32 protein-coding genes and 1 pseudogene are annotated in these 22,043 nt (G+C 43.0%); 30 read left to right on the top strand and 3 right to left on the bottom strand.

Features of this window, described 5'->3' with window-relative positions; translation table 11 throughout:
* The 18 genes from terL to LGZ98_RS19540 form a co-directional block, all read left to right on the top strand.
* Positions 1-879, top strand: an 879-nt coding sequence (terL, locus tag LGZ98_RS19625) for a phage terminase large subunit (RefSeq protein ID WP_262978447.1), incomplete at its 5' end; no start/stop codon positions are given.
* Positions 863-2,248 (top strand): DUF1073 domain-containing protein, encoded by a 1,386-nt coding sequence (locus LGZ98_RS19620; RefSeq protein WP_262978446.1) that lies wholly within the window; start codon positions 863-865, stop codon positions 2,246-2,248. The genes terL and LGZ98_RS19620, both read left to right, overlap by 17 nt.
* On the top strand, positions 2,172-3,065 hold the full coding sequence (locus LGZ98_RS19615; protein ID WP_262978445.1) for a putative phage head morphogenesis protein: 894 nt from the start codon (positions 2,172-2,174) through the stop codon (positions 3,063-3,065). Before LGZ98_RS19620 ends, LGZ98_RS19615 begins: the two co-directional genes overlap by 77 nt.
* 17 nt (positions 3,066-3,082) lie before the next feature.
* Positions 3,083-4,276: a DUF2213 domain-containing protein gene (locus LGZ98_RS19610; RefSeq protein WP_113040749.1), complete on the top strand. Its 1,194-nt coding sequence runs from the start codon at positions 3,083-3,085 to the stop codon at positions 4,274-4,276.
* A complete protein-coding gene (locus tag LGZ98_RS19605; protein ID WP_262978444.1) occupies positions 4,276-4,797 on the top strand; it encodes a structural cement protein Gp24 in 522 nt (173 codons plus the stop codon). The genes LGZ98_RS19610 and LGZ98_RS19605 overlap by 1 nt, the downstream gene beginning before the upstream one ends.
* 3 nt (positions 4,798-4,800) lie before the next feature.
* A complete protein-coding gene (locus LGZ98_RS19600; RefSeq protein ID WP_262978443.1) occupies positions 4,801-5,736 on the top strand; it encodes a DUF2184 domain-containing protein in 936 nt (311 codons plus the stop codon).
* A gap of 3 nt (positions 5,737-5,739) precedes the next feature.
* The gene (locus LGZ98_RS19595) at positions 5,740-6,087 is read left to right on the top strand and encodes a hypothetical protein (RefSeq protein ID WP_262978442.1); all 348 of its coding nucleotides are present in this window, start codon (positions 5,740-5,742) and stop codon (positions 6,085-6,087) included.
* Positions 6,088-6,112: 25 nt separating this feature from the next.
* Complete coding sequence (locus LGZ98_RS19590) at positions 6,113-6,520, top strand: DUF4054 domain-containing protein (protein ID WP_262978441.1); 408 nt, start codon at positions 6,113-6,115, stop codon at positions 6,518-6,520.
* A complete protein-coding gene (locus tag LGZ98_RS19585; RefSeq protein WP_113040745.1) occupies positions 6,517-6,981 on the top strand; it encodes a hypothetical protein in 465 nt (154 codons plus the stop codon). The genes LGZ98_RS19590 and LGZ98_RS19585 overlap by 4 nt, the downstream gene beginning before the upstream one ends.
* A gap of 2 nt (positions 6,982-6,983) precedes the next feature.
* Positions 6,984-7,403: a hypothetical protein gene (locus tag LGZ98_RS19580; protein ID WP_113040744.1), complete on the top strand. Its 420-nt coding sequence runs from the start codon at positions 6,984-6,986 to the stop codon at positions 7,401-7,403.
* Positions 7,403-7,930 carry a phage neck terminator protein gene (locus tag LGZ98_RS19575; protein WP_262978440.1) on the top strand — a complete coding sequence of 176 codons (528 nt, stop codon included), beginning with the start codon at positions 7,403-7,405 and terminating at the stop codon, positions 7,928-7,930. Before LGZ98_RS19580 ends, LGZ98_RS19575 begins: the two co-directional genes overlap by 1 nt.
* A gap of 8 nt (positions 7,931-7,938) precedes the next feature.
* On the top strand, positions 7,939-9,093 hold the full coding sequence (locus tag LGZ98_RS19570) for a DUF3383 family protein (protein ID WP_113040742.1): 1,155 nt from the start codon (positions 7,939-7,941) through the stop codon (positions 9,091-9,093).
* 3 nt (positions 9,094-9,096) lie between these two features.
* The gene (locus tag LGZ98_RS19565) at positions 9,097-9,501 is read left to right on the top strand and encodes a hypothetical protein (RefSeq protein ID WP_040154593.1); all 405 of its coding nucleotides are present in this window, start codon (positions 9,097-9,099) and stop codon (positions 9,499-9,501) included.
* Between the two features lie 3 nt (positions 9,502-9,504).
* A complete protein-coding gene (locus LGZ98_RS19560) occupies positions 9,505-9,888 on the top strand; it encodes a phage tail assembly chaperone (RefSeq protein ID WP_113040741.1) in 384 nt (127 codons plus the stop codon).
* On the top strand, positions 9,834-10,070 hold the full coding sequence (locus LGZ98_RS19555; RefSeq protein ID WP_146748036.1) for a hypothetical protein: 237 nt from the start codon (positions 9,834-9,836) through the stop codon (positions 10,068-10,070). Before LGZ98_RS19560 ends, LGZ98_RS19555 begins: the two co-directional genes overlap by 55 nt.
* Positions 10,071-10,235: 165 nt before the next feature.
* Positions 10,236-10,991 carry a KilA-N domain-containing protein gene (locus tag LGZ98_RS19550; protein WP_113040740.1) on the top strand — a complete coding sequence of 252 codons (756 nt, stop codon included), beginning with the start codon at positions 10,236-10,238 and terminating at the stop codon, positions 10,989-10,991.
* A 195-nt stretch (positions 10,992-11,186) separates the two neighbouring features.
* Complete coding sequence (locus LGZ98_RS19545; protein ID WP_146748035.1) at positions 11,187-11,336, top strand: Hok/Gef family protein; 150 nt, start codon at positions 11,187-11,189, stop codon at positions 11,334-11,336.
* 152 nt (positions 11,337-11,488) lie between these two features.
* Entirely contained in the window at positions 11,489-11,983 is a 495-nt protein-coding gene (locus LGZ98_RS19540; RefSeq protein ID WP_262978439.1) for a hypothetical protein, read from the top strand.
* 72 nt (positions 11,984-12,055) lie between these two features.
* On the opposite strand, the gene LGZ98_RS19535 is transcribed toward LGZ98_RS19540, so the two are convergent.
* Entirely contained in the window at positions 12,056-12,430 is a 375-nt protein-coding gene (locus tag LGZ98_RS19535) for an Arc family DNA-binding protein (protein WP_390904710.1), read from the bottom strand.
* Positions 12,431-12,546: 116 nt separating this feature from the next.
* Here LGZ98_RS19535 and LGZ98_RS19530 point away from each other — a divergent pair, with 116 nt between their 5' ends.
* Entirely contained in the window at positions 12,547-12,720 is a 174-nt protein-coding gene (locus tag LGZ98_RS19530) for a hypothetical protein (protein ID WP_262978437.1), read from the top strand.
* Between the two features lie 183 nt (positions 12,721-12,903).
* Positions 12,904-13,770, top strand: coding sequence for a P22AR C-terminal domain-containing protein (locus LGZ98_RS19525; protein ID WP_262978436.1), 867 nt, complete (start codon positions 12,904-12,906; stop codon positions 13,768-13,770).
* 38 nt (positions 13,771-13,808) lie between these two features.
* On the opposite strand, the gene LGZ98_RS19520 is transcribed toward LGZ98_RS19525, so the two are convergent.
* Together LGZ98_RS19520 and LGZ98_RS19515 are read right to left on the bottom strand one after the other, a co-directional pair.
* On the bottom strand, positions 13,809-14,180 hold the full coding sequence (locus LGZ98_RS19520) for a helix-turn-helix domain-containing protein (protein ID WP_262978435.1): 372 nt from the start codon (positions 14,178-14,180) through the stop codon (positions 13,809-13,811).
* Positions 14,181-14,183: 3 nt separating this feature from the next.
* Positions 14,184-14,486, bottom strand: a complete 303-nt coding sequence (locus LGZ98_RS19515; protein ID WP_262978434.1) for a type II toxin-antitoxin system HigB family toxin — start codon at positions 14,484-14,486, stop codon at positions 14,184-14,186.
* 87 nt (positions 14,487-14,573) lie between these two features.
* On the opposite strand from LGZ98_RS19515, the gene LGZ98_RS19510 reads away from it, so the two are divergent.
* From LGZ98_RS19510 to LGZ98_RS19465, 10 genes and pseudogenes are all read left to right on the top strand, one after another.
* Positions 14,574-16,304, top strand: coding sequence for a transglycosylase SLT domain-containing protein (locus LGZ98_RS19510; RefSeq protein WP_262978433.1), 1,731 nt, complete (start codon positions 14,574-14,576; stop codon positions 16,302-16,304).
* Positions 16,301-16,960 carry a phage baseplate protein gene (locus LGZ98_RS19505; protein ID WP_262978432.1) on the top strand — a complete coding sequence of 220 codons (660 nt, stop codon included), beginning with the start codon at positions 16,301-16,303 and terminating at the stop codon, positions 16,958-16,960. Before LGZ98_RS19510 ends, LGZ98_RS19505 begins: the two co-directional genes overlap by 4 nt.
* Positions 16,957-17,244 (top strand): phage baseplate plug family protein, encoded by a 288-nt coding sequence (locus LGZ98_RS19500; protein ID WP_262978431.1) that lies wholly within the window; start codon positions 16,957-16,959, stop codon positions 17,242-17,244. Before LGZ98_RS19505 ends, LGZ98_RS19500 begins: the two co-directional genes overlap by 4 nt.
* Positions 17,241-18,113 (top strand): phage protein, encoded by an 873-nt coding sequence (locus LGZ98_RS19495; RefSeq protein WP_262978430.1) that lies wholly within the window; start codon positions 17,241-17,243, stop codon positions 18,111-18,113. Before LGZ98_RS19500 ends, LGZ98_RS19495 begins: the two co-directional genes overlap by 4 nt.
* A 4-nt stretch (positions 18,114-18,117) precedes the next feature.
* Positions 18,118-18,804, top strand: coding sequence for a Gp138 family membrane-puncturing spike protein (locus LGZ98_RS19490; protein ID WP_262978429.1), 687 nt, complete (start codon positions 18,118-18,120; stop codon positions 18,802-18,804).
* Positions 18,801-19,142 carry a hypothetical protein gene (locus tag LGZ98_RS19485; protein WP_262978428.1) on the top strand — a complete coding sequence of 114 codons (342 nt, stop codon included), beginning with the start codon at positions 18,801-18,803 and terminating at the stop codon, positions 19,140-19,142. The genes LGZ98_RS19490 and LGZ98_RS19485 overlap by 4 nt, the downstream gene beginning before the upstream one ends.
* Before the next feature lie 92 nt (positions 19,143-19,234).
* Positions 19,235-19,585, top strand: a complete 351-nt coding sequence (locus LGZ98_RS19480; protein ID WP_113040726.1) for a contractile injection system sheath initiator — start codon at positions 19,235-19,237, stop codon at positions 19,583-19,585.
* Positions 19,585-20,781, top strand: coding sequence for a baseplate J/gp47 family protein (locus tag LGZ98_RS19475; RefSeq protein WP_262978427.1), 1,197 nt, complete (start codon positions 19,585-19,587; stop codon positions 20,779-20,781). Before LGZ98_RS19480 ends, LGZ98_RS19475 begins: the two co-directional genes overlap by 1 nt.
* On the top strand, positions 20,774-21,418 hold the full coding sequence (locus LGZ98_RS19470) for a baseplate wedge 1 family protein (protein ID WP_262978426.1): 645 nt from the start codon (positions 20,774-20,776) through the stop codon (positions 21,416-21,418). Before LGZ98_RS19475 ends, LGZ98_RS19470 begins: the two co-directional genes overlap by 8 nt.
* Before the next feature lie 15 nt (positions 21,419-21,433).
* Positions 21,434-22,043 (top strand): annotated as a pseudogene (locus LGZ98_RS19465) (hypothetical protein); the annotation flags it as partial.

Genomic DNA, 22,043 nt, shown 5'->3' with positions numbered 1-22,043 from the left:
ACGTTCTTTACTCGTGCAGACCCAAAGCTAAATGGCATCGTAATTATTCTTACACGCTGGCATCAGAATGACTTAGCAGGGCAACTTCTTAAACTGGCAGATGAAGGCGGCGAACAATGGCGCGTCGTCAGTTTTCCGATGGAAGCAGAAAAAGAAGAAATTCATGTCCTGAATGGCAAAACATACAGTTTGAGAAAGCCGGGTGAAATCCTGTTCCCTGAACGCATGCCACAGGATTTCGTCGATAAATGCAAACAAAGGGGGTCGCTGGTCTGGAATGCCTTATATCAACAAAGACCCACGGCGAAAGGCGGTGGCTTAATCAAATCAGAGTGGTTTAAAGAGTACACGGTCTTACCGCCGTTGAAATGGCGGATCATTTATGCAGATACAGCACAAAAAATCAAAGAAGTGAACGACTTCTCTGTTTTTGAACACTGGGGGCTTGGTGAGGATGGGCGCTTGTATTTGATAGATCTAATCCGTGGAAAATGGGAATCGGATGAATTGAAACGGCGTGCAGTCGCTTTTTGGCACAAATCAAAACATAGGGATAAAAGTCCACTCAGATACATGGCAGTGGAAGATAAATCATCAGGTACAGGGTTGATACAGAGTATACGTAAGGATGCTACTTGCCCGATAAAAGCTATACAACGTAATAAAGATAAGTTCACGCGATTAATGGATACACAAGGATGGATTGAATCTGGATATATCTACATTCCATCAAAAGCAGATTGGGTGAGCGATTTCCTTGTTGAAATGGAAGGGATTAATACTGAATTCAATACACACGATGACCAGCTCGATCCGCTTATGGATGCAATAGAAAATGAATTAATTAATGGGACCGTCAGCTATGACAAATGGGCTTAATCAATTAGATTTTGGCGGTAAGCCACGCATTCGCCTGACTGCTGATGGCATCACGAATGTCATGACAGGAATGGGTACATTACGTGATCGGCGCATGTATAACCACTTTACATTCGGCATGATGCAGGATTTCGCTGAACTGGAAGCAGCTTATATTGAGAACTGGATAGCTCGCGCGATTGTGGATATTCCAGTCGATGATGCGACGAGAGAATGGCGGTCATTTTCATCTGATGATGCTACAGCTATTCGTAATGCTGAAAAATTCTTTAATGTCAAAGCGATAACTCAGGAAGCATTTAAGTGGGCTGGAGTTTACGGTGGCGCGGGCGTATTACTGATAACAGATCAGCCACTTGATAAGCCGCTCGAATTGAACAGAATCAAAAAAGGTTCGCTTAAGCGCTTGCTGGTTCTTGATCGCATGTTTATTAACGGCCAGCAATATAATGTGACAAATCCGTTGGCAGAAAATTACATGCAGCCGGATTTTTATGTGGTGAATGGCGGTACACAACAAATTCACTACAGTCATTTTGTCAAAGCGCCGGGCGCGGCGTTACCCATGCGCTTGCGCATGATTAATGGCGGTTGGGATGACAGTAGGCTGCGGCGTTGCATGGAAGATATCAAAGATGCTGTTTCTGCAAAAGGTGGTATCGCATCTCTGATTCAAGAAGCCAATATTGACACAATTAATCGTGATGGTTTGTCTACTGAACTATCATCTGGTGATATGGATGATGCAATAGCAAAACGTTATAACACATTTGGCATGATGAAATCTCTGTTCAGAATTGCGCTGCTGGATTCAAGCGAAGTACTGGATAGAAAACAAATCTCATTTGGTGGACTCGCCGAGGTGTTATATGTCTTGATGGAATGGTCTTCTGGCTCAACGCGTATCCCCATGACAAGGCTCTTCGGTGTACAAGCAAAAGGATTGGGTGACTCAGGGAAGGGAGATCAGAATAACTATTTCAGTGACATAAAAGGTAGTCAGGAAACCGACTACAGGCCATTTTTGGAAAAAATTGATGAAGTTCTGATTCGTTCAACTCTGGGCACATATCCCGATGGGTTGGATTTTTCTTTCGCACCGCTCACGCAGCCGTCAGATACAGAGATATCCGCACAACGACTGGCTGATGCTCAGGCTGATGATATTCGTTTAAATCAGAGAGTTGTCAGGCCGTCACAAGTTGCACGAAAATTAATGGAGCAAGGGGTTTATGGTATTGAAGAGGAAGATATTACCCGACTTGCTGACGACGAATCCGCCGAGTTCTCAGGTGATTATCAGTTCAAGCTTGGAGACCTTGCAGGACCTGATAAAGAAAACACCGGTCAGGCGCAGAGCGCCGATTAGACCCATCAAGCCGTCTGACGAAACAGAGCGTTATTACTGTGCGCAATTACGTGAAATTGTTAGACAGATGGCGCAAGCTGTCGATGAGGCGCTAACGCCAGTCCTCCGCCGCAATTATACCGCTGATAGCTATCTCACTGACATTATCAAAGAGGCCATCAGGCAAGCATCAGAGTTGTTTTTCAATTCAGCATTTGGACAACAGACAGAGCGATTGGCGCAACGTGTTGTCAGTCGGGCCGAGTCTGAAAGTTCCGAAGCCTTTGTTGAACAAATTAACCGGGCTATCGGTATCGACATGACCGGGTTAATGGTCAATGAATCCCTCGTTGATTATTTTGATGCATCTGTAGAGAGCAATGTTGCGTTAATCAAATCACTATCATCTGATTATTTTGATGATATTCAGCGTGAAGTGATGGACGGTATTTTGCGCGGTGACTCATTGACTAACATTGTTCGAAATATTCAGTCAGTGACCGGAGCGACATACAAGCGAGCACGTCTAATAGCCAGCGACCAAACGCTAAAAATACACAGTGATATTACACGCAAGCGTCAGCAATCAGCCGGTATTGATCGTTTTCGTTGGGACACTTCGCAAGATGTAAGAGTGTCCGGTAATCCGGCTGGCAAGTATCCCAATGCAAAAATTAAATGCTTCATGATAGCCCGTGCTGATGTTGGGCATGGCCGTGGGGTCTATCTTTGGTCGCGTGGTGCTAGCTATGCAGATGAAACAGGACTATTTCCCGGTAGAGCACATGTTAAATGTCGCTGTAATGGCACTCCATTAATCAAAGGTCTTGATTACTAATTAAATAGGATTATTACATGCGGATTACTGTATGTGACCGCGTGACCTTTCCAGTTACATCCCAACGAGAAATTACTCCCGAGGGCTATTTAAAAGTCCCCGGGCGGGTTGCGCGTGTCGGTATTCAGCAATATCTAGCGTCTGAACTGGGATTAACGGACAGGCCACCCGGTAAAATTGTTAATGTTTATCGCCCGTATGAGGAAGTATTTTCTCAATCGAGCCTGGGTAGTTATGACAATGTTGATGTCACAATTGATCACCCTGACGAGCTTGTTGATTCCAATTCATTTAAGCAAGTCACAGCCGGGCATGCTATTTCTTCGGGAAGACAAGACGATGATTATGTTGTCGTTGATTTACTTATCAAAGATCAAGCAGCAATCAATGCAATAAACGGAGGTAAGGCGGAATTATCCGCTGGATACACATCTGAATATGAGAAGTCTTCTGGTGTTTCACCAGACGGGGCACCCTACGAATTTATTCAACGCGATATCACTATTAATCACATAGCGCTATGTGACCGAGCAAGGGCCGGACATCGCGCGCGCTTATTTGACCATAAACCCACTGGAGTAACACACATGTTTAAAGTTGTACTCGATTCTGGCGTACACGCAACGGTCACTGATGAAGCAACTCAACAGTTGATCCAATCCACAATTGATGGACTGAAAAAACGCGTTAAAGACGCAGAGGAAGAAAAAGAAAAGGCCGAAGCCGCTAAAGATGAGGCAGAAAAGGAAAAAGAAGAGGCAGAAGCCAAGGCTGACGCTAAAGATGAAGAAATTGAGGAATTAAAGGAAAAAACCTCTGAGGATTCAATCTCTAAGCGTATCGCTGATGTCATGTCTGCGCGTGATGCTGCAATGAAAATTGGTGGCACTGGCTTTAACTGTGATTCAACCGATCCATTAAAGATCAAACGCGCTGCACTTGATGCCGCTGGTATTAAATGTCGCAAATACACTGAATGGAATAAAGCCCCGGACACATACGTTTCAGCTTATTTTGATGCAGAAGAAGAGCGTCGGGAAAACGAGGATGACGGCGAGACCGAAGAAGAAAAACAACAGGCTAATGATTCACTGAAAAATTTCAGTCGTGACATGCGCAAAACAAAGACGACTGACGCTCAGTCTATGCGCGATAGCGCTCGGCAAGAGTGGATGGACAAACGTTACGGTAAACAACCGGAGAAAAAATAATGGCTATTGCTCAAAACGATTTTACGCTGTTCCGCGGTAAGGCGTATGAGGGGCAGGTTTCAACGATTGATGTTTATGAGGCAATTTCTCGCCGCGTTGAAACTGCCTTAATCCCATTTGGTCGCGCGGTAGTACGTGGCACTAAAGAACGCTCATGCGGCCCGGTCTCGGCAACAACCACAGCCGATCAGGTTATCGGTTTCACTATTCGCACATTAGCAGAATTTAGCAACAGCATGCCGACGAATCCGCCGAATTACCAGGTCGGCTATGACGTCAATCATATCGCATCTGTACTTCATCGCGGGCCAATGCATGTGCTTTGCGTTGATGGCGCTGAGGCAGGACAAGTTGTTAGTGTCATTTTGAAAGAGGGGGCAGATCAAGGCCGCCTGACTACTGGAATGGGGGCCGGTTTGCTGGTGTTAAATCAGGTGAGATGGGTAGATAACGTGAAAGCGGGTGAGATTGGCGAAATTCGCGTTGATGGCATTCTGAATGTCTATGTAGAAGGGAAATAATTCATGAGAAAAAGTGTTTTTGACGTCAGCCCGGTAGCTGCATTGTCTTTTTTGGTTCAGCAAGCGGCATATATTGAATCCGAAATCTATCGTATGGAATACCCGCAGTTCAAATACAATACACTGTTACCTCTTGATGACAGTGCGCCGGACTGGATAAAGGTCGTGGCTTTCCGCTCGATAGATGCACGCGGTGAATTGCAGATATTTGGACCAAATTCTACTGATGTCCCCACTGTAGACATTGCAATGAGTCAGGGCTTTCAAGAAATTAAAATGGCGGCGCTGGGTTATACCTATACGCTGGAAGAAATTGGCTTCGCCATGCAGAACAATATCAGTCTTGATGCTGAGCGCGGGCAAGCTGTGCGTGATGTTGTAGAGCAAGGGCTGAACAAGATCTACTTGCTCGGCCATGATGACATCGGGGAAGGACTTTACACTAGCAAAAATGTATCAACAGAGGCAGCAAAAGCCACACTGAAAGCATTGATTGCTGATATACCAACAAAGGGAACGCAGCCAGTTATTGACTTTTTCGGTGCGGCGTATAGTCAGGTTTACTTAAGCAATACGATGACTGTTCATCGTCCAAATACTTTTGTAATACCACCCGAGCAAATGCAGTTGCTGATGCGCACGCTGTTATCAACTCAGAACGCCTCAAATGTTACGTTGCTTGAGTTTTTGCGTACCAATTTCCGGGATATGGATTTTGATGATGACATTTTACTTAACGGCGCGGGGGCAGGTGGCAAAGATCGCATGGCCGTGTACAAAAAGGATAAGCGGGTTGTTAAAGGCCATGATGTGATGCCAATGCGCTTTCTGGCTCCTGCCACTGCCGATAACATTAACTTCAAAGTCCCCGCCTTATTACGTACCGGTGGTACGGAATGGCGCATTCCGAAAGCCGGGCACTATGTCGATGGGGTGTAATCGATGAACGAGTTAACCAATTTACATACAGCTCCGCTGACAGTAACTGATGAAAACGGTAAACGGATCACTATCCCTGTGGGACATTCCGTTCTTGTTCTTGTTAATGGTGATTTCATTGATCACCTATTTCATCAGGCTGGGATGATGCGTGTAGAGGTATTGGATACCCCTGACGCTGATACTGATGACAAGGATATTGGCGCACTGCGGGAGGAGTATGAAACTCTAATGGGTAAAAAAGCACCATCAGCAGCAAAGGCCGCAGCATTGCAGAAAGCTATTGCTGAAAAGCGAAAGGAGATACAGCAAGCGTCGCGGTCAGAAAATGCCGATAACCCGTCAGATTGACGGGTTTTTGCTTTAAGGGGGAGAGATGGAAATTACAGCGCAAATCGTGACTGATTTTCGTGAATATTACCCGGAGTTCGGTAACGTTGATGAATGGCCTGATAAAAGTGTTATTCAGGCACTTGAAGAGGGCAATTCAGAAACGGGTAAGCGGTGGCTGAAATATAATGCTCGTCCTGCGTCCATTAAAAAACGTGGCATGTTTGCGTTTGCAGCTCATCAGCTGGTGATGCGCAAACGTGCCATAAATGGCGATGTGGGGGCGGCTTATGCCATTTCGTCTAAATCCGTTGGTGATGAGTCAACTTCATTTGCTGTTCCTTCTGTTACTTCTGATGAATTAATTATCAACGGTAATCTTCCGCTAACTTCTTACGGCCTTGAATTTCTTCGCTTAAGGCGGCGGGCGGGAACTGGGGGAATGATGATATGAAGCTGAATGCAGAAGTCCGGGGCGGAAATAAACTGGCGCAGAAATTGCGCCAAATCCATGATCGCGTGACATCTAAACGGCGGGTGCTGGTGGGATTGCCAGCCGGTTCTGGTGAACAAGATGGGACGCCGCTAGTCGTCATTGGTGCAGTGAATGAATACGGTTCGGCGGATGGACACATTCCTGAACGCTCATTTCTTCGTGTTCCCATTCGGCAGAACCAAGACAATATCAAAAAGGCATTTCGTTCACTGACTGGACAGGTTGCTCGTGGCGATATAACAGCATTCCAGATGTTAGATCAAATCGGTGCAAAAGCAGCAGGGTATTGCAAAGAAGCCATTTCAGCCGGTATTGAACCGGCAAACGCAGAATCAACAGTGAAAGCCAAAGGATCATCTACTCCGTTGATTGATGACGGTATCCTGAGAGCCGCTATTACCCATGTTGTAGAGGATTAATTATGTTTGGCAATGGCTTAGATATGCACGGACATATCGATTCAACGTTTAATTCTCCTATTGCTGGTGGCGTGCGACTTATCCGCGCTGCAAAGGGTGATTATACCGGGCCGGGTGGCACGTGGCAGGAAGGAGAACCGCAAGTAATTCCGCTCACTCTTGTTAACATTCAGCCCGCCTCATGGAAGGATATTCAAACTTTAATCGGCATGGGAGGCACGGCAAATCCACAAGATGTACGTTCGGTGCATATCAATGATGGGGTTAATTATCTTTGGCCTGATGACGAAAGAAAGTTCAGCGATATGTTGGAATTTAGCGATGGATTGGCAATGCGGAAATGGCGCGTTCTGTCATGTGACAATCGGCCCTGGCGTAATTTTTGCCGTGCTGTTGTCGAGCGATATCGGGGAATGGGCTGATGGAAACTCTGGAAGAATTACACAATGTATTTCAATCACTATTGAGAATGGCCTCCGGTGTCGAAACGGTGATTTTAGCAGATCAAGGCAGAGCGCCGCCAAAATCATTATATGTCACTTATAAACCCATCCCCATTCGCGCGTATGGGCAAACAAGACGGAAACGGGCATTTGTACCCGCTGTTGAAGAATTTGACTCATCACTAGGAAATAACTGGCAAGATTTGCAAGAAATTGCTTATACATCAATGGAATTTATGGTGTCAGTGAATTTTCTCAATGAAGGCGCGGATAGTGCGATCATGCTGTTGCATAATGCCAATTTCCAGACTCCTGTCAGCGAATTCTTATATCGCAACAAAATAGCCTGGCGCTACGTGAGTAATTGCCGAAATCTGACAGGAATATTGCAAGCTGGCATCCAACCACGCTGGCAGGCAGACATTCATCTGTTTATCGAACAAACCGTATCCTACTCCCTGCTACGGGCAGCCGGATTCAAAATTGAAATTAATGATGAGAGGTAAGCATTCTCATGTCTTATTCTGTAGACAATATTATTCCTGTCAACCTGCTACTTACCCCCGCAGGGCTTGGGTACGCGGATTTTTCAAGTGCCCTGATATTTGCCGATGCAACGGATTTGGTTGATAAGGTTAAATTCGAAGCGGGTACATTCCGAGACTACAATTCAACGTCAGGTATTGCGGCAGATTTTAAAACTGACAGCGATATCTATCGCATTGCCACCCGCTATTTTGCCAATATTCCCAAGCCACCACAGATTACAGTATGGATGAAAAACTCGGCTGAATCGCTGGTGGAAAACATGAATAGCGCGGCAGATGCGCTGTGGCGGTATCACTACTTCTTTAAAAATACTGACGTAACCAAAGAATCGGTGATTGAAATCGCTGACTGGGCTGATGCAAACGGCCATCCGGTTTGGTTAACATTCAGTGATGAAGGGATCGTTGACCCAAATATCAAAGATGATGTGATATCGATACTAAAAACCAAGGGTAACAGGCATGTGTTTGCCGGTTATAAATCTCCGCCATCTGTGAAGACAGACCCGACTCAAGCGTATGCAATGATCCAGCTAGCTGCGGCATTTCACAAATTCCGTCCCGCTGGCATTAACACTGCTATTACCGGGGAATTTCAGGTGCTGCCCGGCGTTATAGGTGATGATTTGAAAACCAGCGCATACAATGCATTGAAAGCTAAAAATAGCGTATTTTTCACACAGATTGAGTTGACGGGTCAGACAGATAACAGCCGGGTGATTAACAGTAAATCCATGTCGTCATACGGTGAGTTCATTGATGATGTGGTCAATCTGGATGTGCTGAAAAATTATATTCAGGTTGATGGTTATAATTATATTGCCGGAGCGGGTTCTAAACGTGCGCTCACCCCGCGCGATTACGGCGGATTGCTGACGACAATTTCTGATACTTGTAAGCGGTTCTATAACAACGGCGTGTTGGGAACAGGTTCATATGTTGATCTTGATGACGGCAAAACAAAAGTGGCCCAGTTCGGTTTTATACTCCGTTCTAAACCCGAGGACGTTCTTAATTTGACATCATCACAGCGCAAACAGCGTCAATATCCGTCAACCTCTCTTTTGGTCATTCTGGCTCGTGCCGGTCATGTGGCCGAAATTAATATTAACGTGGAGTAATTTATGTCTATGCAAAGGTACGGTGCTGACGGTGCTAACCTGACCGTATTTGGTATCCCAATTGATGATTTTGGTGATACTGACCCGCCGATCACTATTGAAGACCTGGAGCCGCGAGCAACCTTGAAACGTGGAATTGGTAAAACCTCAGTTCGTCTTGATAACCCAACCCGTCCCAAGCGTCTGACGATTAATTTAATTCCAGGCTCTGAACAGGCCCGTCAAATCATTGCCGTAGAAAAAACAAAGGTAGATGCCACATTCTCGTTTTTTCAGACGGGAACGGCGGAAACCATTCTTGGCTTTGACGGGATTTTAGTTAACCGGGGTTCGACAACCCGCGCCGGTAAAACCGGTGTCAGTGACGAACAATTTATATTCGAATTTGCAGATTCAGAGGAAACCTAATAAATGGGCAGAAAGATTGAGATTGAAATTAACGGGACTACTTTTAGCGGGGCCACATCATCAGCTAAAGATCAACTGGAGATGTTACAGATTGTAGCCAGAGAGGGAATACTGCCAGTTATGAGTGATAACTCTACTGAAATGGGCTTGGCCGTGAGTCTGGCAACCGCAGATGCATCTTCATTGAATCGATTGAAAGAACTTTGCATCAAGAGCGGTAAGATTGTGCGTGATGCCGATAATGTGCCGGTTGCTGAAAATTTATTTCAGGACGAAGTACAGAATTACCTTGTCTTGCTTGGCAAAGTCTTAAAGGAAAATATCGGCCCTTTTTGGACGCTCAGCGCAGGGAGCGAAAACGGCGCAGAAGTAGCACAGAATCAATAAACCCCGCGATTAATTGGTTTCTCTGGCGCCCCTGTACGGGGGCCGGTGATGCCTGTCCGCCACTAGCTAAATGGTCTGACATGCTGGATGGAACTTACACTATCGATGATGTACAGGCCATGCACGCAGTCATGGATGATTTAGTCGATAGTATGGAACGCGCACTCAGTCACAACACCTAACACCCTGGCATCACGCCGGGGTTTTTTATGTGCTTCACACGCACGAATTAAATAAAACCCGGAACCTTTTCACAAATGCACCCTTGAGGACTGCCAGTGGTTGGCTGCCTTCTGGGGCTGGTATTCCTGTGTGACAAGGGTTCATTTTTGAGCAGGTAATAAGCTATGAATAATATTTTCCCAATGGAGTATGAAAAACAGTTGTTCCCATTCAGTAATGCATGTTGGGCTAATGCAACTGTGGCAGCCAAGCACTTTGGCAAATTGACAAAGGACTGGCTGAAATTAGGTTCAACTAAGAATTACATTAGGGAAGTTGGTCAAGAGCTTGATATTGAAGCGTATAATTCTAAAGGGGAGATTTCTCCTCTTTTAGTTAACGTAGAAAAAGGCCGCAACGGTGGTACTTGGATTCACCCTGAGCTGGTCATTGAGTTTGCTCGTTGGCTCTCTCCTAAATTTGCCCGGGCATGTGATAGACATATTAAAAACATGTTGATATCACAGAACCTAACACTGACCAAAGATCAGATTATCGATCTGCTCACCTATCAAGAGCCGACGACATGGGAAAAACGGTTCCAAGAGCCTTATTATCAGGCGTTATCGAGAATGACAGGCTTACCTTATTTTGGTCATGTAGGTGGTACTCCATCACTGTTTGGTGCGATCACTTCCAAGTGGGTATACCAGGTTGCATTACCAGATGTTGTTTATGCCGAAGCGAAAGAAGCTGCTAAAGGCAGCGGGGAGAAGATTCATCAATATCTTAAGCCAGAGGCATCAAAGCTGGTGGAAGAACAATTGAAAGCCGTAACAATGTTGGCTAACGGTTGCGCTGACTATAAAGATTTTGAGTCTCGTTGTATGGCGGCATTTTGGGTAAAAGGACAGTTAAAACTGATTTATCCAGCCGCATAACCCCGCGATATATGTATAGATATATATATTTCACTCTGATATATTTTCGGCGGGCGCTTGAGACTATCTGTCTCTGGCGTGCCGGAGCAGATAGAAGAAAGCCCCATCCGACTATAAATCGAAATGAGGCCAGTTCTTATGCTCAGCAACATAAGATTAGCCTCTTACACGCCGAAAGGCAAGAGGACGCTAACTATGAAACAGCAAAAAGCGATATTTATCGCTATCGTTATCTGCATTGCCGCCTTAGCGGCTGTACTTATCACGAGGAAAGACCTCTGTGAGGTTCGCATCCGAAGCGGTCAAACGGAGGTTGCTGTTTTCATGGATTACGAAACCAAGTAAGAGCAACGGCGGGGAGCAATCCCCGCCATCTCTTGTTGTTGAACATGGCTCTCAAGCGCCCTTTTTTGCTTATGCCGCTCATGCGATTTTTGCGTTTAATTGCACCCTCCTGATGATAGGATGTAATTTTTATCATTAAGTAAGGGTAAGAAATGGGAATTATAAAATTTTTCATTGTTATTATTGTGACTTCGATCAGTTTAACATGCCTTGCTAATCAAAAGTTACCAAATGAAATAAATAGCTATATCGGTCAAGAAATTATAACCGGAATGGGTAATAGGATGGGTAGCGGCATGGTCAATGTTGGAGGATTATCGGTCGGAAAGGATAGGGTAAAACTTTATTTCATTGATTATACAATCGATATATTAACCAATGAAAAGAAACCGATTTTTTTCAGAAATGGCCTTATTGATCATAGGGAAATAGTGCTAAATTGTAAGGATAAAACATATTCATCCTACACAGCAAAAGAACTTCATGAATTGGCAAATGTTCCATTGTCATATCATGAGTTAGGTCATCCTCATAAATGGGGTGATTATGATTTTAAAGATGATGGTCACTTGGGCGTTCAATATAAAGATGATCAAGAAAAAGTTACCAAGCTATTTAATTTTATGTGCGATTCTGGAATTAAATAAAAGGGCGATATTATAACAAATATCATGATCTGCCTCGCACCGTTTACTGCCGTACAGGCAGCCTAAAGCCCCTTATGGGGCTTTTTTGTTGGCCATTTCTTTTTTTAGGTTTAATAGCTCTCTGAACTTCTGGCTATCATTATCTATTCGCGCCATAAACCGATCTATTAGCCAGTCAATTTTTTCATTATTTTTATCAAATTCATCATACTTAAAGTTGCCTTTTTCATCATGGCAATCATTTTCAATCACACTTATGTAAACGCGGGAAAACTCTTCATCCATAGGTAAGGATAGACCGCCATATAAAGTATCTTGCAAAATTTGCACAATTTCAGAGTTCATCGAGCGGCCATTTTCTTTGGCTCTTTCGGCAATAGCTTCTCTCATACCATCGGGCAATCGAAGCATGAATTTATCTTGTGCTGATACTGGCTTATTAGTCATCTGCATTAATCGTTTAGTTGAAACAGAAAGATGATACTAGCATATTGACATCATGTAAATGTGTGTCATAATGATATCATGTCATTATGACATTACTAATAAGGAGACAAGATAATATGATAAACCTAGATAACAGAAAAAAGAGCGCACAAATGCAACTGAGAACAACAGAGTTCATGAAGGAGCAAATTTGTAAGTTGGCAGATAAAGAGGGAATTTCTCAGAACGCAGTTCTGAATCAGGCTTTGGCTTGGTATATGAATGAAAGGGCAAAAAATGCAGCACAATAATAGCGAAGCCCCAGTTGCACGAACAACTAGGGCCTCTAGTTATAACTTACCGAACGAGGTAAATCGCATGAATAATTTAACAGATGCAAACCAACTTGTCATTAATGGTATCACTCTGACACAAATTTCATATCAGGGTGAATTAGTAGTAACTACTGAACTGTTGGTTAGCGAGGTGTCGGCATGAGCAATTTATCTGTGCAGTCACTACCTCAAGTTGCACACAACGGCATTCCAGTTATTACAACTGAATTACTTGCTGAGTTGTATGGAACTGAAATCAACAACATTCAGCAAAACTTCAAACGAAACAATGATCGCTTTACTCAGGGTAAACATTATTTCAAAGTTGAAGGTTCTGATTTAAAAGAGTTAAAGAACAGACTGACAGGAAGTCAGTCTGTTGCAAAACGTGCTCGCAGCTTGATGCTATGGACAGAACGCGGAGCGGCCCGTCATGCTAAAATGCTCGACACTGACAAAGCTTGGGATGTATTCGAAAAACTGGAAGATTGCTATTTCAGCCAGAAAGTACCTGCATCAGCAAAAACCACAACAGACGAACGCACCCCGTTGCGTGATGCTGTAAACATGCTGGTGGGTAAGCGTGGGCTAATGTACCCAGAGGCTTGTAGCTTCATCCACCAGCGTTTTAATGTATCCCATATAGATCAATTGCCAGCGGAGAAGATAACAGAAGCTATCGAATATGTTCACAAACTTGCATTAGAGGGTGAGTTCATTGGTAAAGCCGAGTTACCAGCACCAACTAAAATTCAATTCACTGATGATGAATTATGCAATCTTTGCTGGCTGTGGCGGGATGCTGTTGAGATGATTAGTTCAATATCTGATGTTTACCCCATTCTGAGAGCGGCAGAGCATCGGCTGGAAGGTAAATATTATTCAATGTCACGTGAATATCCACGAAACATGAACATAGCCCGGCGCTTACTGGAAAGAGAGACGGCGCATATTGAATGCGCATCATTTACCGGTAGTAACTGGCGGGTATTGCATAACCTGAGAATCCCTAACAGTCCATTCTAACCCCCAAGCCAAGGATGGCTCAAACTTGAGCCATCATACTAAGCGTGTTTAGCGGGTTTGATTAAACTATCCGCAGGTATCCCGAACATTTTATGTAAGTTCCATACCATCGGTAGCGTGAGGCTACGTTTGCGATTAAGTATTTCGTATACGCGATTGACTTTACCGATGGCAGGTACCAGGTCTTTTGCTGTTAACCCAGATTGCTCCATTCTGAATTTTATGGCCTCAATCGGATCTGGCGGGTCAATCGGGAAATGCTCAGTCTCATAGGCTTCAATGAGTAGCACCATAACTTCCATGTAGTCAAATTCGGGAGAGCCGATTTCAGGCTGATTATCAAACATTGGTGAGATAGCTTTTAATGCTTCTTGATAGTCTTGTTCTGTTCTGATGGGTTTAATATTCATAGCTTACTCCGGCTCAATTGTATTGGCATCTATAGCATCGTATTGTTTATGCGTGCCGATGAATTTTACGTACACCCAGCCAGCGGGGTAAAAGATGGAAACTATTAGACGATAACTATTTCCTTTAATATTAAATACCACGCGATTGTTTTTCAGGATACTCGCATTGCGGTACTGAGCTTTAATTTCAGCAGGGGTTTTCCAGTTAGCTTTCTTAGCCTCGTCAACCCAAGCTCTTAACTGTTGTTCAGCATCGGGATAGATTTCCCAGAACTGCTTTAATGTACTGACTGAGATAATTTTCATAAAGTCATGATAGTCCCATTTTGGGACTGATGCAAGTATTTTGTTCACTTAGTGCGGTTTTTTTGTATCTTAAAAACGAGGTCATAAATGGCGGAAACAATTGATTCATTACTTGTCTCCCTGGGTTTAGAAACAGACAAAAAGAGTTTTGATGTGGCTAACGCTGCATTTAAAGGTGTTACTGACAATATGATGCAATTAGCGGCTACAGTAGCCGCTGGATTTGGTTTTGATAAGTTAACGCGAGATTTTGCTGGCTTTGTTTCTGAGATAGATAGATTTTCTCGTCGCCATCTTATTGATCCCAATAATGTATTGCGTTGGGGTTATGCATATGAGCAAATGGGTGGAAAAGTGCAGGATGCCATGAGTACAATTGAGAAATTTAATCACCTCAGAGATAAAGCTGCTGATGGCCGAATTGACGAAAACGCGCTCAGGCAGGCTGGTATTAATCCCTATGAATTAATTAACAAGAATAATCCTCATTCCGCCATGTTATGGGCTTCTGAGCAGATGCTAAAAATGAACATGGATCAACGGAGACGATTTAGCAACGGGCTAGGATTAAATAAATTCGAGCAAGATGTACTTTCCAAGGGGCCAAATTGGATAAAGGAACAATTCAATGAATATAACAAACGTGGTCAAATAATCACTCCAGAAGCAATAAAAATAGCAAATGAATATAATGATGCTGTTCAAAAGCTAACAACCAATTTAAATGGGTTGTCTAGTGAAATAAGTGGACCACTTACAAAAAGCGTTACTGATTTAGCAAAACGTGCTGATAAATGGCTATTAGATAACAAGCAGGGAATTATACAAAAATTGGATGAGGCTATGCCTTATTTAGAACAAATGGCAAAAGGGATTACTTTTTTAGTTGTTGCACAAGCGGCGGCCAAAGGCGGTAGAATGTTGGTGGGTAATCTTCCTTTGCTCGGTGCAGCAGCATATGCTGAATATTTTTATAGTGATTGGGATAATATTAAAGCAAGTGCCATTGCATCATATGATTATAACAAGCGTCAGCTAGAACATGGACTAAATGAGAATTTAAATTACCCTGTGGGTGATGCCCTCTCTTGGCTTGGATGGACTAGCAACCCTTGGAGAAGGCCAGTTAAAGTAAGCTCAATTAATCCAAATGCAATGGATATTCCCGGCAATGATCCTTTGAACAATATGGATTATATAAAAAATTACTTAACAATGTCGGGTGTCAATAATACATCTCAACGTGAACAATTGGCTGAATCATTCTCTCAAGCGTCAAAAAAATATAATGTTCCAGTCAGCGTCTTATTGGGAATGGCAAAACAAGAATCAGGATTTAACCCTAATGCTACAGGCCCGCAAACCAAATGGGGGCAGGCAAAGGGAATAATGCAATATCTTGATAGTTCCGCTCAATCCCTAGGTATAGACCCGCTTAATTCTGATCAAGCTATAAATGCTGCTGCAATGCAATTACGCCAGCGCCTGAATAAAGGTGAAAGTATGGAAGAGGCTGTTGCGGAACATCATGCCGGACCAAATCGTAAATTATGGGGAGAAAAAACAGAGGATTATGTGAGAAAAGTTGGTGACTATTCCCTAGCTATGGAAGACTATGCTTCTCGCAGAAATACAGTACCAACCCCTCCTATAAAGTCTAAATCTAGCAGTAATAGCGCCCCCATCAACGCTACTGTTAATGCCAATGTGACAGTAAACGAAGCTGGTAATCCAGAAAAAACTAAAGAAATTGTTCAACAATGTATTAGTGACGCATGTAACGAATTGGCCGTATCAGTGAGGACAACAGCACAATGAGTATTGTCGGTATTTTTACGAAAACCCGCCCGGAAATTGGCGGGATTTTTTTTGATGCAGTTCTTGAAGAATCATCAGAAATGCGGACGGATGTTAGCGAATATCCATTAGAGAATGCAATGACAGCAAATGACAACGCCGTTACACGCCCGTTATATGTCACTATGACCGTTGCACTGTCAGATAACCCGATCAAGGCACTTATAGCCGAAACCGGTCAATATTCCGGGATATTGGGGATGGGTGCAGGTGTTGCTACTGGCTTGGCCGCGTCAGTATTACCTAGTGGTATTGCCGCATTGGCTGGACTGGGTGCTTCTGTAGGATTTGGCATTGCCGGTGAGTATGGAACGAAACGGTCAATGAATATTCTTGATAAGATCAGGGAGCTACAGCGTAATCGTACTGTGATGGCTGTTATTGGCACCAAAAGTGCGTCATATGCGAATATGATTATTACAAATACCCGGCAAGTAACAAATATAGAGAATCAAGAAGGGCTAGAATTAGTCGTTGAAATGCGTCAACTTTTGATTATTAACAAAGATGGAAAAAACAAGGACGCATCACTTATCAATGCCAATCTCCCGGCTGGTGATAGTGCCAGCACACAAGGTCAAGCAACTATTAATCATGGTGAGGTTTTATTGCAATGAATATTATTCCTCTTACAAGAAATGCAGCTTACCAGAAATTTTCTATTACACTAAATAATCATCAACTAGTATTTTATCTACGTTGGTTGACTCGATATAGATATTTTGTTGTTGATATCATGAGTATTGATAATAGCCCCATAGCATTAGGCCGGGCATTACATGTTGGAGTAAATTTACTTGCCGGGCTGAATACAGATATTGGGGAAATTATTCTAGAAGGAGAAACTCCTACTATCAGTAACTTGGGTGTAAAAAATAAATTAAAATGGTATCCAATATGAATGGTGATCTGTTTGGAAGAAATTATAAATTAGTCATAAAATCAAGCGGTGGTGGAGAAGATCTTATTTTTAGTCCACCGATGCAAATTACATTTAATATAGAGGGGGTACCGAATAATCATGATGCATTGGGACGTATCACAGTATACGGTGTATCAGCAGAAACCAGAAGCCGAATTTACAATGAGTATGATTCAGTTTACTTATTCGCCGGTTATGGTGATGATGTTGGTGTTATATTTAAGGGTGAAATAAACAACTTCGAGACGGGTCGAGATGGGGTAAATACATATATCAGATTTTATTGTCGGTCATTCTTTAGAAAGTGGGTTAATGCATATATAAATAAGTCCTGGGGCGAAAATACGACAATATTAGAAATCATAAAGGATGTTGCCGAAACATTTGGGACCACCTTAGAGGTAGTAGGGGATTTTTCTGATTTACCATTAGCAATTAAGGGAATGACTGCACCGGGTGTAAATTCCATAACATTTCTAACAGAACTATCAGAAACATTTGATTTTAAGTATAATTTTGAAAGTACAAAATTAGTCGTTATCAGGAATAAAGCATCACGAGAACATATTACACATAAGATATCATCACTAAATGGCATGGAAGGGATACCACGAGTTTACTTACAATCTTTAGAGGTTGATATAAAACTTAATCACTTAATTAGAGTTGCGGACTGGATTGATGTTTATCGATTATATGATCAGTTTAATTTTAGTGACATGTATACAACACCCTACAAAGACCTTCTTACTGCCGGAAGATTTTCAGTGTTAAGTATTTCGCATCAGGGCGACTTCTATCACGACACATGGAAAACTACGGTCAAAGCATTATTGCTTAAAGGATAATATAATGAAAATTATAGACTCAAAGCTTAACCCAATGCTGGAGGCAATGAAGGAGTTTAAAAAGTCTGCATTATCATCGCTAATGATTTGCTTGCCGGGGAAAATTGTTTCATATAATGCAGCTAATCAACGGGCACAAATTGAATGCGGCATTCAGAGAAAAATAGACAATGAGTTTATTACTATGCCTGTTATTAGTAATGTTCCGGTTCAGTTTTCGGGTACTAAGGAATGGACGCTATTTCATGAATTACCACCAGGAACAGAGGGGTTAATCCATTTCAGCCAGAGAGCTATTGATACATGGATAGATCAGGGAGGGCCTGTTGCTCCTCACGAAATGAGGATGTTCAGCGCCACAGATGCTTTTTTCTCACCCGGCTATCGTTCAATGCAAACGGTTATTCCCGGCTTGCCAATATCGGGGATGGGAATGAGTAACCGATCTGGCTCTGTCCGCATTCATATGACGGACGGGGGGATAACGCTGTCAGTTGGAGGAACGTCACTATCACTGACAAGCTCAGGTATGACATATAACGGCCCAGAGTTCACAAATAGCGGCAAGACCACGCTGAATGGCAGAACCACAGTTAATCAAGGTGGCTTGTCCGTTGAAGGTATTGAGTTCGGCAAGCATGTTCACGGCGGGGTTCAAACTGGTAACGGTACGACACGAGGACCGCAGTGATAGAACGCCCCAGTAATCAGAACGTTCAGAGGATTATCAAAATGTTGATTGAAGAGCTCTATATGAATAACGATGAAGTAGAGAAACAAATTTATGAGCTATACAAGCTACTTGAACCTCAATTTCTCGCTGTCTGTAACGGGAGTGCTGACGTTGCCCGGCGACTCTTTAATAGTAAGTTTGCTAACGTGTTTGAAGATTTCGAGGTTAGTAAAACTACGACTACAAAAGAGGCATGTGAGAATATAAAGACCACTTTCTTTGTTCGCCTCGGTTCCGCGTATGAGTCGATCATCACCGCAGTTCGGGCAGGTGAGTTTGATGTTAGCCATTGTTGATACCTTACTTGGTTGTGTGAGAGCTACCAAGATAGCATTTGCTAACCTCTTTGCCCTGGCATTCGCTGGGGCTTTTTTTTGAAGGGGATCGCATGATACGAAATTTCACAAATGGCGACATCGTCACGCACGGCACCCAATTTGCAACAAGCAAAGAGGCAACAAAGCAGGCCATTATCCGGCGCTTACGCTTATTCTTGGGTGAATACTTTCTGAATGTTACAGAAGGTACGCCGTGGTTCCAAAGTATATTGGGTAAAACCTCACTTGATATTGCGGCGGCAAGTGTTAAGGAACGTATTATCACCGCGCCAGGGGTGTTGGGGTTAACCAAATTCGAATTTAAAACTGATATGCAAAATCGGAAAATCACAATTTATGCATCATTGATTGATATCAACAATGAACAATTTGAATTCCTGTTCAATGAGGAAATTGTTTAATGGCTAAAATAACAAGAGAGGGAGCAAAAGGGCAGACGCTGAATGAATATTTAACTGTGATGCGTCAGCGTTATTTGGCTATTGACGACGGCTGGAATATCAACCCTGAATCTCCTGATGGACTTGCAATAGCAGCATGGTGCGAGGCATTGGCTAATCTCGATGAAGGAGTAATCGCCGCTTATCACTCAGCAGATCCCAATTCCGCAGTGGGGCAGCAACTAGATAGAATAGCAGCATTTGCAGGCATTAAGCGTAATAAAGCCACGTTTTCAACATCGACTGTAATTTTCAAAGGCGTTCCCGCTACACTGATTCCCTCCGAGACGCTTGTTCGTAATAAAATTACTAATACGTTGTGGGCTACAGATAACAATGTAACGATAGATGCGGGCGGAAGCGCTACTGTCAATGTGACGTGCACAACATCGGGATCGCAAACTGCCAATGTTGGCGCTTTAACCATTATTGCTACGCCCATCGGTGGTATAACGGCTGTTAACAACGAAACATCAGAATCGCCGGGCAGAGATATTGAGTCAGATAATGCTTTTCGAATCCGCCGTAACGAATCTGTAGCGCTACCCGGCTCCAATCAAGTTGATAATATGTATGCTGCGCTGGTTAATATAGACAGTGTAAAGCAAGCTCGTATTTATGAAAATGACAACGGTCAAGTTGATGAAAACGGAGTGAAAGAACACTCAATGGCAATATTTGTAGACGGTGGTTCGGTCAATGATATTATTAATGCCATTGCTGCAAAAAAGAATCCGGGATGCGGGTTAAATAGATATAACACATTTCCCAATAAAATTACTGAGGATACAAAAACCCCACTGGGAAACCCTGTGTCAGTGACATTTTTCAGGCCGGAACTTATTCCTATTCATGTTCGTGTCGAGATATCGAGTAATAATAAATTTGATGATGAAAATATAAAGCAGGCCATTGTTCATTACACAACTTATGGTTTTGATGAAACCAGCGGATTTTCGAAACTAGGTTTCAGGATCGGTGAGAGTGTCGGAGCTGGAAGAATATTCACACCGGTAAACTATATCATTGCTGATAATGGATTTGTAAACTCAATTACAGTCGGTAAATCTTGGGATGAAACCAGAGGGGTAGTGAATGTTAAATTCAACCAACTCGGTGTATTTGCCACTGAGAATATAGAGGTGGTATATGTATGACCACAAAAGTAAAGCGTTATCTAGAATTTATTGGCAATATAAAAACTCACCAAAGCTTATCGAATGGATAACTTCATTACCTGATATTGCTCAATCTTCTATTGAGGACCAAATAGATAAGATAAGCAATATTCTTGATATAGATAGAGCCGAGGGTGAGCAATTAGATATATGCGGAAGAATTGCGGGATTTGCAGAACGGCCACCCATCCGTACTGACTTTGTTTCTATTTTTGCATATAATGGTACTGGCGGAGCGCAGCCATATAACATTGCACCGTATAAATCTCCCGGCGAGCAAATTAAAATAGCACCGGTATCTGATTTTATGTACCGGATATTAATTAAATCGAAAATACAAAAGAATAACTCAATAGCAACAATAGACGATGTAAAGAATGCCGTTGATTATATTTTTAATGTTAATTCTGCAATTATTGACGGGCAGGATATGACAATGAAAACAATCTGGATAGATAAGCAGATCGCCGCGAACATTCGTGCATTGATTCAAATGTTTGATTTAATACCTAGGCCGCAGGGAGTGAAAGCCCATTTAGTCAGGGTTAATCACCACTCTTTTGCGTATAAAGGTACTTATGATGCACAGCCCTACGGCGTAGGCGCATACGTATAATCGGAGTAATAATAGATGGCTAGAAAAGACAGTTTTAATAAAATATGGGCCAGTAATCCGGCTCAATTTGAAAAACCCGGTGATGCATTAATTGAGCGCGGATGGTCTGGTGGAGCATCAGAAGATCCGCCCGAAGCAAAATGGGAAAATTGGTGGCACAATCGCTTAGATGAGGCCCTACTTGAAATCCAAAACAGTGGAGCACTCGCTTGGTTCCCTGACGTAAAATATACAAAAGGGGCGCTGGTAAATTATGGCGGGAAAAACTGGGTTGCATTGTCTGCGAACTCAAATATAAGCCCAAACGGTCCATTAGATAATGGGATTTGGCTAGAAGTAGAATATTCAAAATCTGATTTTCTTAAGAAATCCCAAAACGGTGCCGACATTCCTGACAAAAACGCGTTTGTGAAAAACCTCGGGTTGGTGGAGACGGTGAATTTGGCGAATGGTGCTTATCAAAAATCGGGTGGGGTTGTCAATGGGAATGTGGATGCAACAGGGTCCATTTACGGTAGAGGAGTATATGATACCGGTGTTCGCGTATATAGCGCTACAAATAAGCCGTCCCCGGGAGAATTAGGGGCGTATACCATAACAGAATCAAATAGTTTGATTGTACCTG

Origin of the sequence: Photorhabdus kayaii, assembly GCF_025384895.1 — a bacterium.
GTDB classification, from domain to species: Bacteria; Pseudomonadota; Gammaproteobacteria; order Enterobacterales; family Enterobacteriaceae; genus Photorhabdus; species Photorhabdus kayaii.
Note: the sequence above shows the minus strand (reverse complement) of the source record. Positions and strands in the feature narration are given on the sequence as shown.

Bases quoted from the DNA above. Each gene is read 5' to 3' on its own strand.
- LGZ98_RS19620 (WP_262978446.1), top strand. From the start codon at position 863: ATGACAAATGGGCTTAATCAATTAGATTTTGGCGGTAAGCCACGCATT.
- LGZ98_RS19610 (WP_113040749.1), top strand. From the start codon at position 3,083: ATGCGGATTACTGTATGTGACCGCGTGACCTTTCCAGTTACATCCCAA.
- LGZ98_RS19605 (WP_262978444.1), top strand. From the start codon at position 4,276: ATGGCTATTGCTCAAAACGATTTTACGCTGTTCCGCGGTAAGGCGTAT.
- LGZ98_RS19600 (WP_262978443.1), top strand. From the start codon at position 4,801: ATGAGAAAAAGTGTTTTTGACGTCAGCCCGGTAGCTGCATTGTCTTTT.
- LGZ98_RS19595 (WP_262978442.1), top strand. From the start codon at position 5,740: ATGAACGAGTTAACCAATTTACATACAGCTCCGCTGACAGTAACTGAT.
- LGZ98_RS19590 (WP_262978441.1), top strand. From the start codon at position 6,113: ATGGAAATTACAGCGCAAATCGTGACTGATTTTCGTGAATATTACCCG.
- LGZ98_RS19585 (WP_113040745.1), top strand. From the start codon at position 6,517: ATGAAGCTGAATGCAGAAGTCCGGGGCGGAAATAAACTGGCGCAGAAA.
- LGZ98_RS19580 (WP_113040744.1), top strand. From the start codon at position 6,984: ATGTTTGGCAATGGCTTAGATATGCACGGACATATCGATTCAACGTTT.
- LGZ98_RS19575 (WP_262978440.1), top strand. From the start codon at position 7,403: ATGGAAACTCTGGAAGAATTACACAATGTATTTCAATCACTATTGAGA.
- LGZ98_RS19570 (WP_113040742.1), top strand. From the start codon at position 7,939: ATGTCTTATTCTGTAGACAATATTATTCCTGTCAACCTGCTACTTACC.
- LGZ98_RS19565 (WP_040154593.1), top strand. From the start codon at position 9,097: ATGTCTATGCAAAGGTACGGTGCTGACGGTGCTAACCTGACCGTATTT.
- LGZ98_RS19560 (WP_113040741.1), top strand. From the start codon at position 9,505: ATGGGCAGAAAGATTGAGATTGAAATTAACGGGACTACTTTTAGCGGG.
- LGZ98_RS19550 (WP_113040740.1), top strand. From the start codon at position 10,236: ATGAATAATATTTTCCCAATGGAGTATGAAAAACAGTTGTTCCCATTC.
- LGZ98_RS19545 (WP_146748035.1), top strand. From the start codon at position 11,187: ATGAAACAGCAAAAAGCGATATTTATCGCTATCGTTATCTGCATTGCC.
- LGZ98_RS19540 (WP_262978439.1), top strand. From the start codon at position 11,489: ATGGGAATTATAAAATTTTTCATTGTTATTATTGTGACTTCGATCAGT.
- LGZ98_RS19535 (WP_390904710.1), bottom strand. From the start codon at position 12,430: ATGACTAATAAGCCAGTATCAGCACAAGATAAATTCATGCTTCGATTG.
- LGZ98_RS19530 (WP_262978437.1), top strand. From the start codon at position 12,547: ATGATAAACCTAGATAACAGAAAAAAGAGCGCACAAATGCAACTGAGA.
- LGZ98_RS19525 (WP_262978436.1), top strand. From the start codon at position 12,904: ATGAGCAATTTATCTGTGCAGTCACTACCTCAAGTTGCACACAACGGC.
- LGZ98_RS19520 (WP_262978435.1), bottom strand. From the start codon at position 14,180: ATGAATATTAAACCCATCAGAACAGAACAAGACTATCAAGAAGCATTA.
- LGZ98_RS19515 (WP_262978434.1), bottom strand. From the start codon at position 14,486: ATGAAAATTATCTCAGTCAGTACATTAAAGCAGTTCTGGGAAATCTAT.
- LGZ98_RS19510 (WP_262978433.1), top strand. From the start codon at position 14,574: ATGGCGGAAACAATTGATTCATTACTTGTCTCCCTGGGTTTAGAAACA.
- LGZ98_RS19505 (WP_262978432.1), top strand. From the start codon at position 16,301: ATGAGTATTGTCGGTATTTTTACGAAAACCCGCCCGGAAATTGGCGGG.
- LGZ98_RS19500 (WP_262978431.1), top strand. From the start codon at position 16,957: ATGAATATTATTCCTCTTACAAGAAATGCAGCTTACCAGAAATTTTCT.
- LGZ98_RS19495 (WP_262978430.1), top strand. From the start codon at position 17,241: ATGAATGGTGATCTGTTTGGAAGAAATTATAAATTAGTCATAAAATCA.
- LGZ98_RS19490 (WP_262978429.1), top strand. From the start codon at position 18,118: ATGAAAATTATAGACTCAAAGCTTAACCCAATGCTGGAGGCAATGAAG.
- LGZ98_RS19480 (WP_113040726.1), top strand. From the start codon at position 19,235: ATGATACGAAATTTCACAAATGGCGACATCGTCACGCACGGCACCCAA.
- LGZ98_RS19475 (WP_262978427.1), top strand. From the start codon at position 19,585: ATGGCTAAAATAACAAGAGAGGGAGCAAAAGGGCAGACGCTGAATGAA.
- LGZ98_RS19470 (WP_262978426.1), top strand. From the start codon at position 20,774: ATGTATGACCACAAAAGTAAAGCGTTATCTAGAATTTATTGGCAATAT.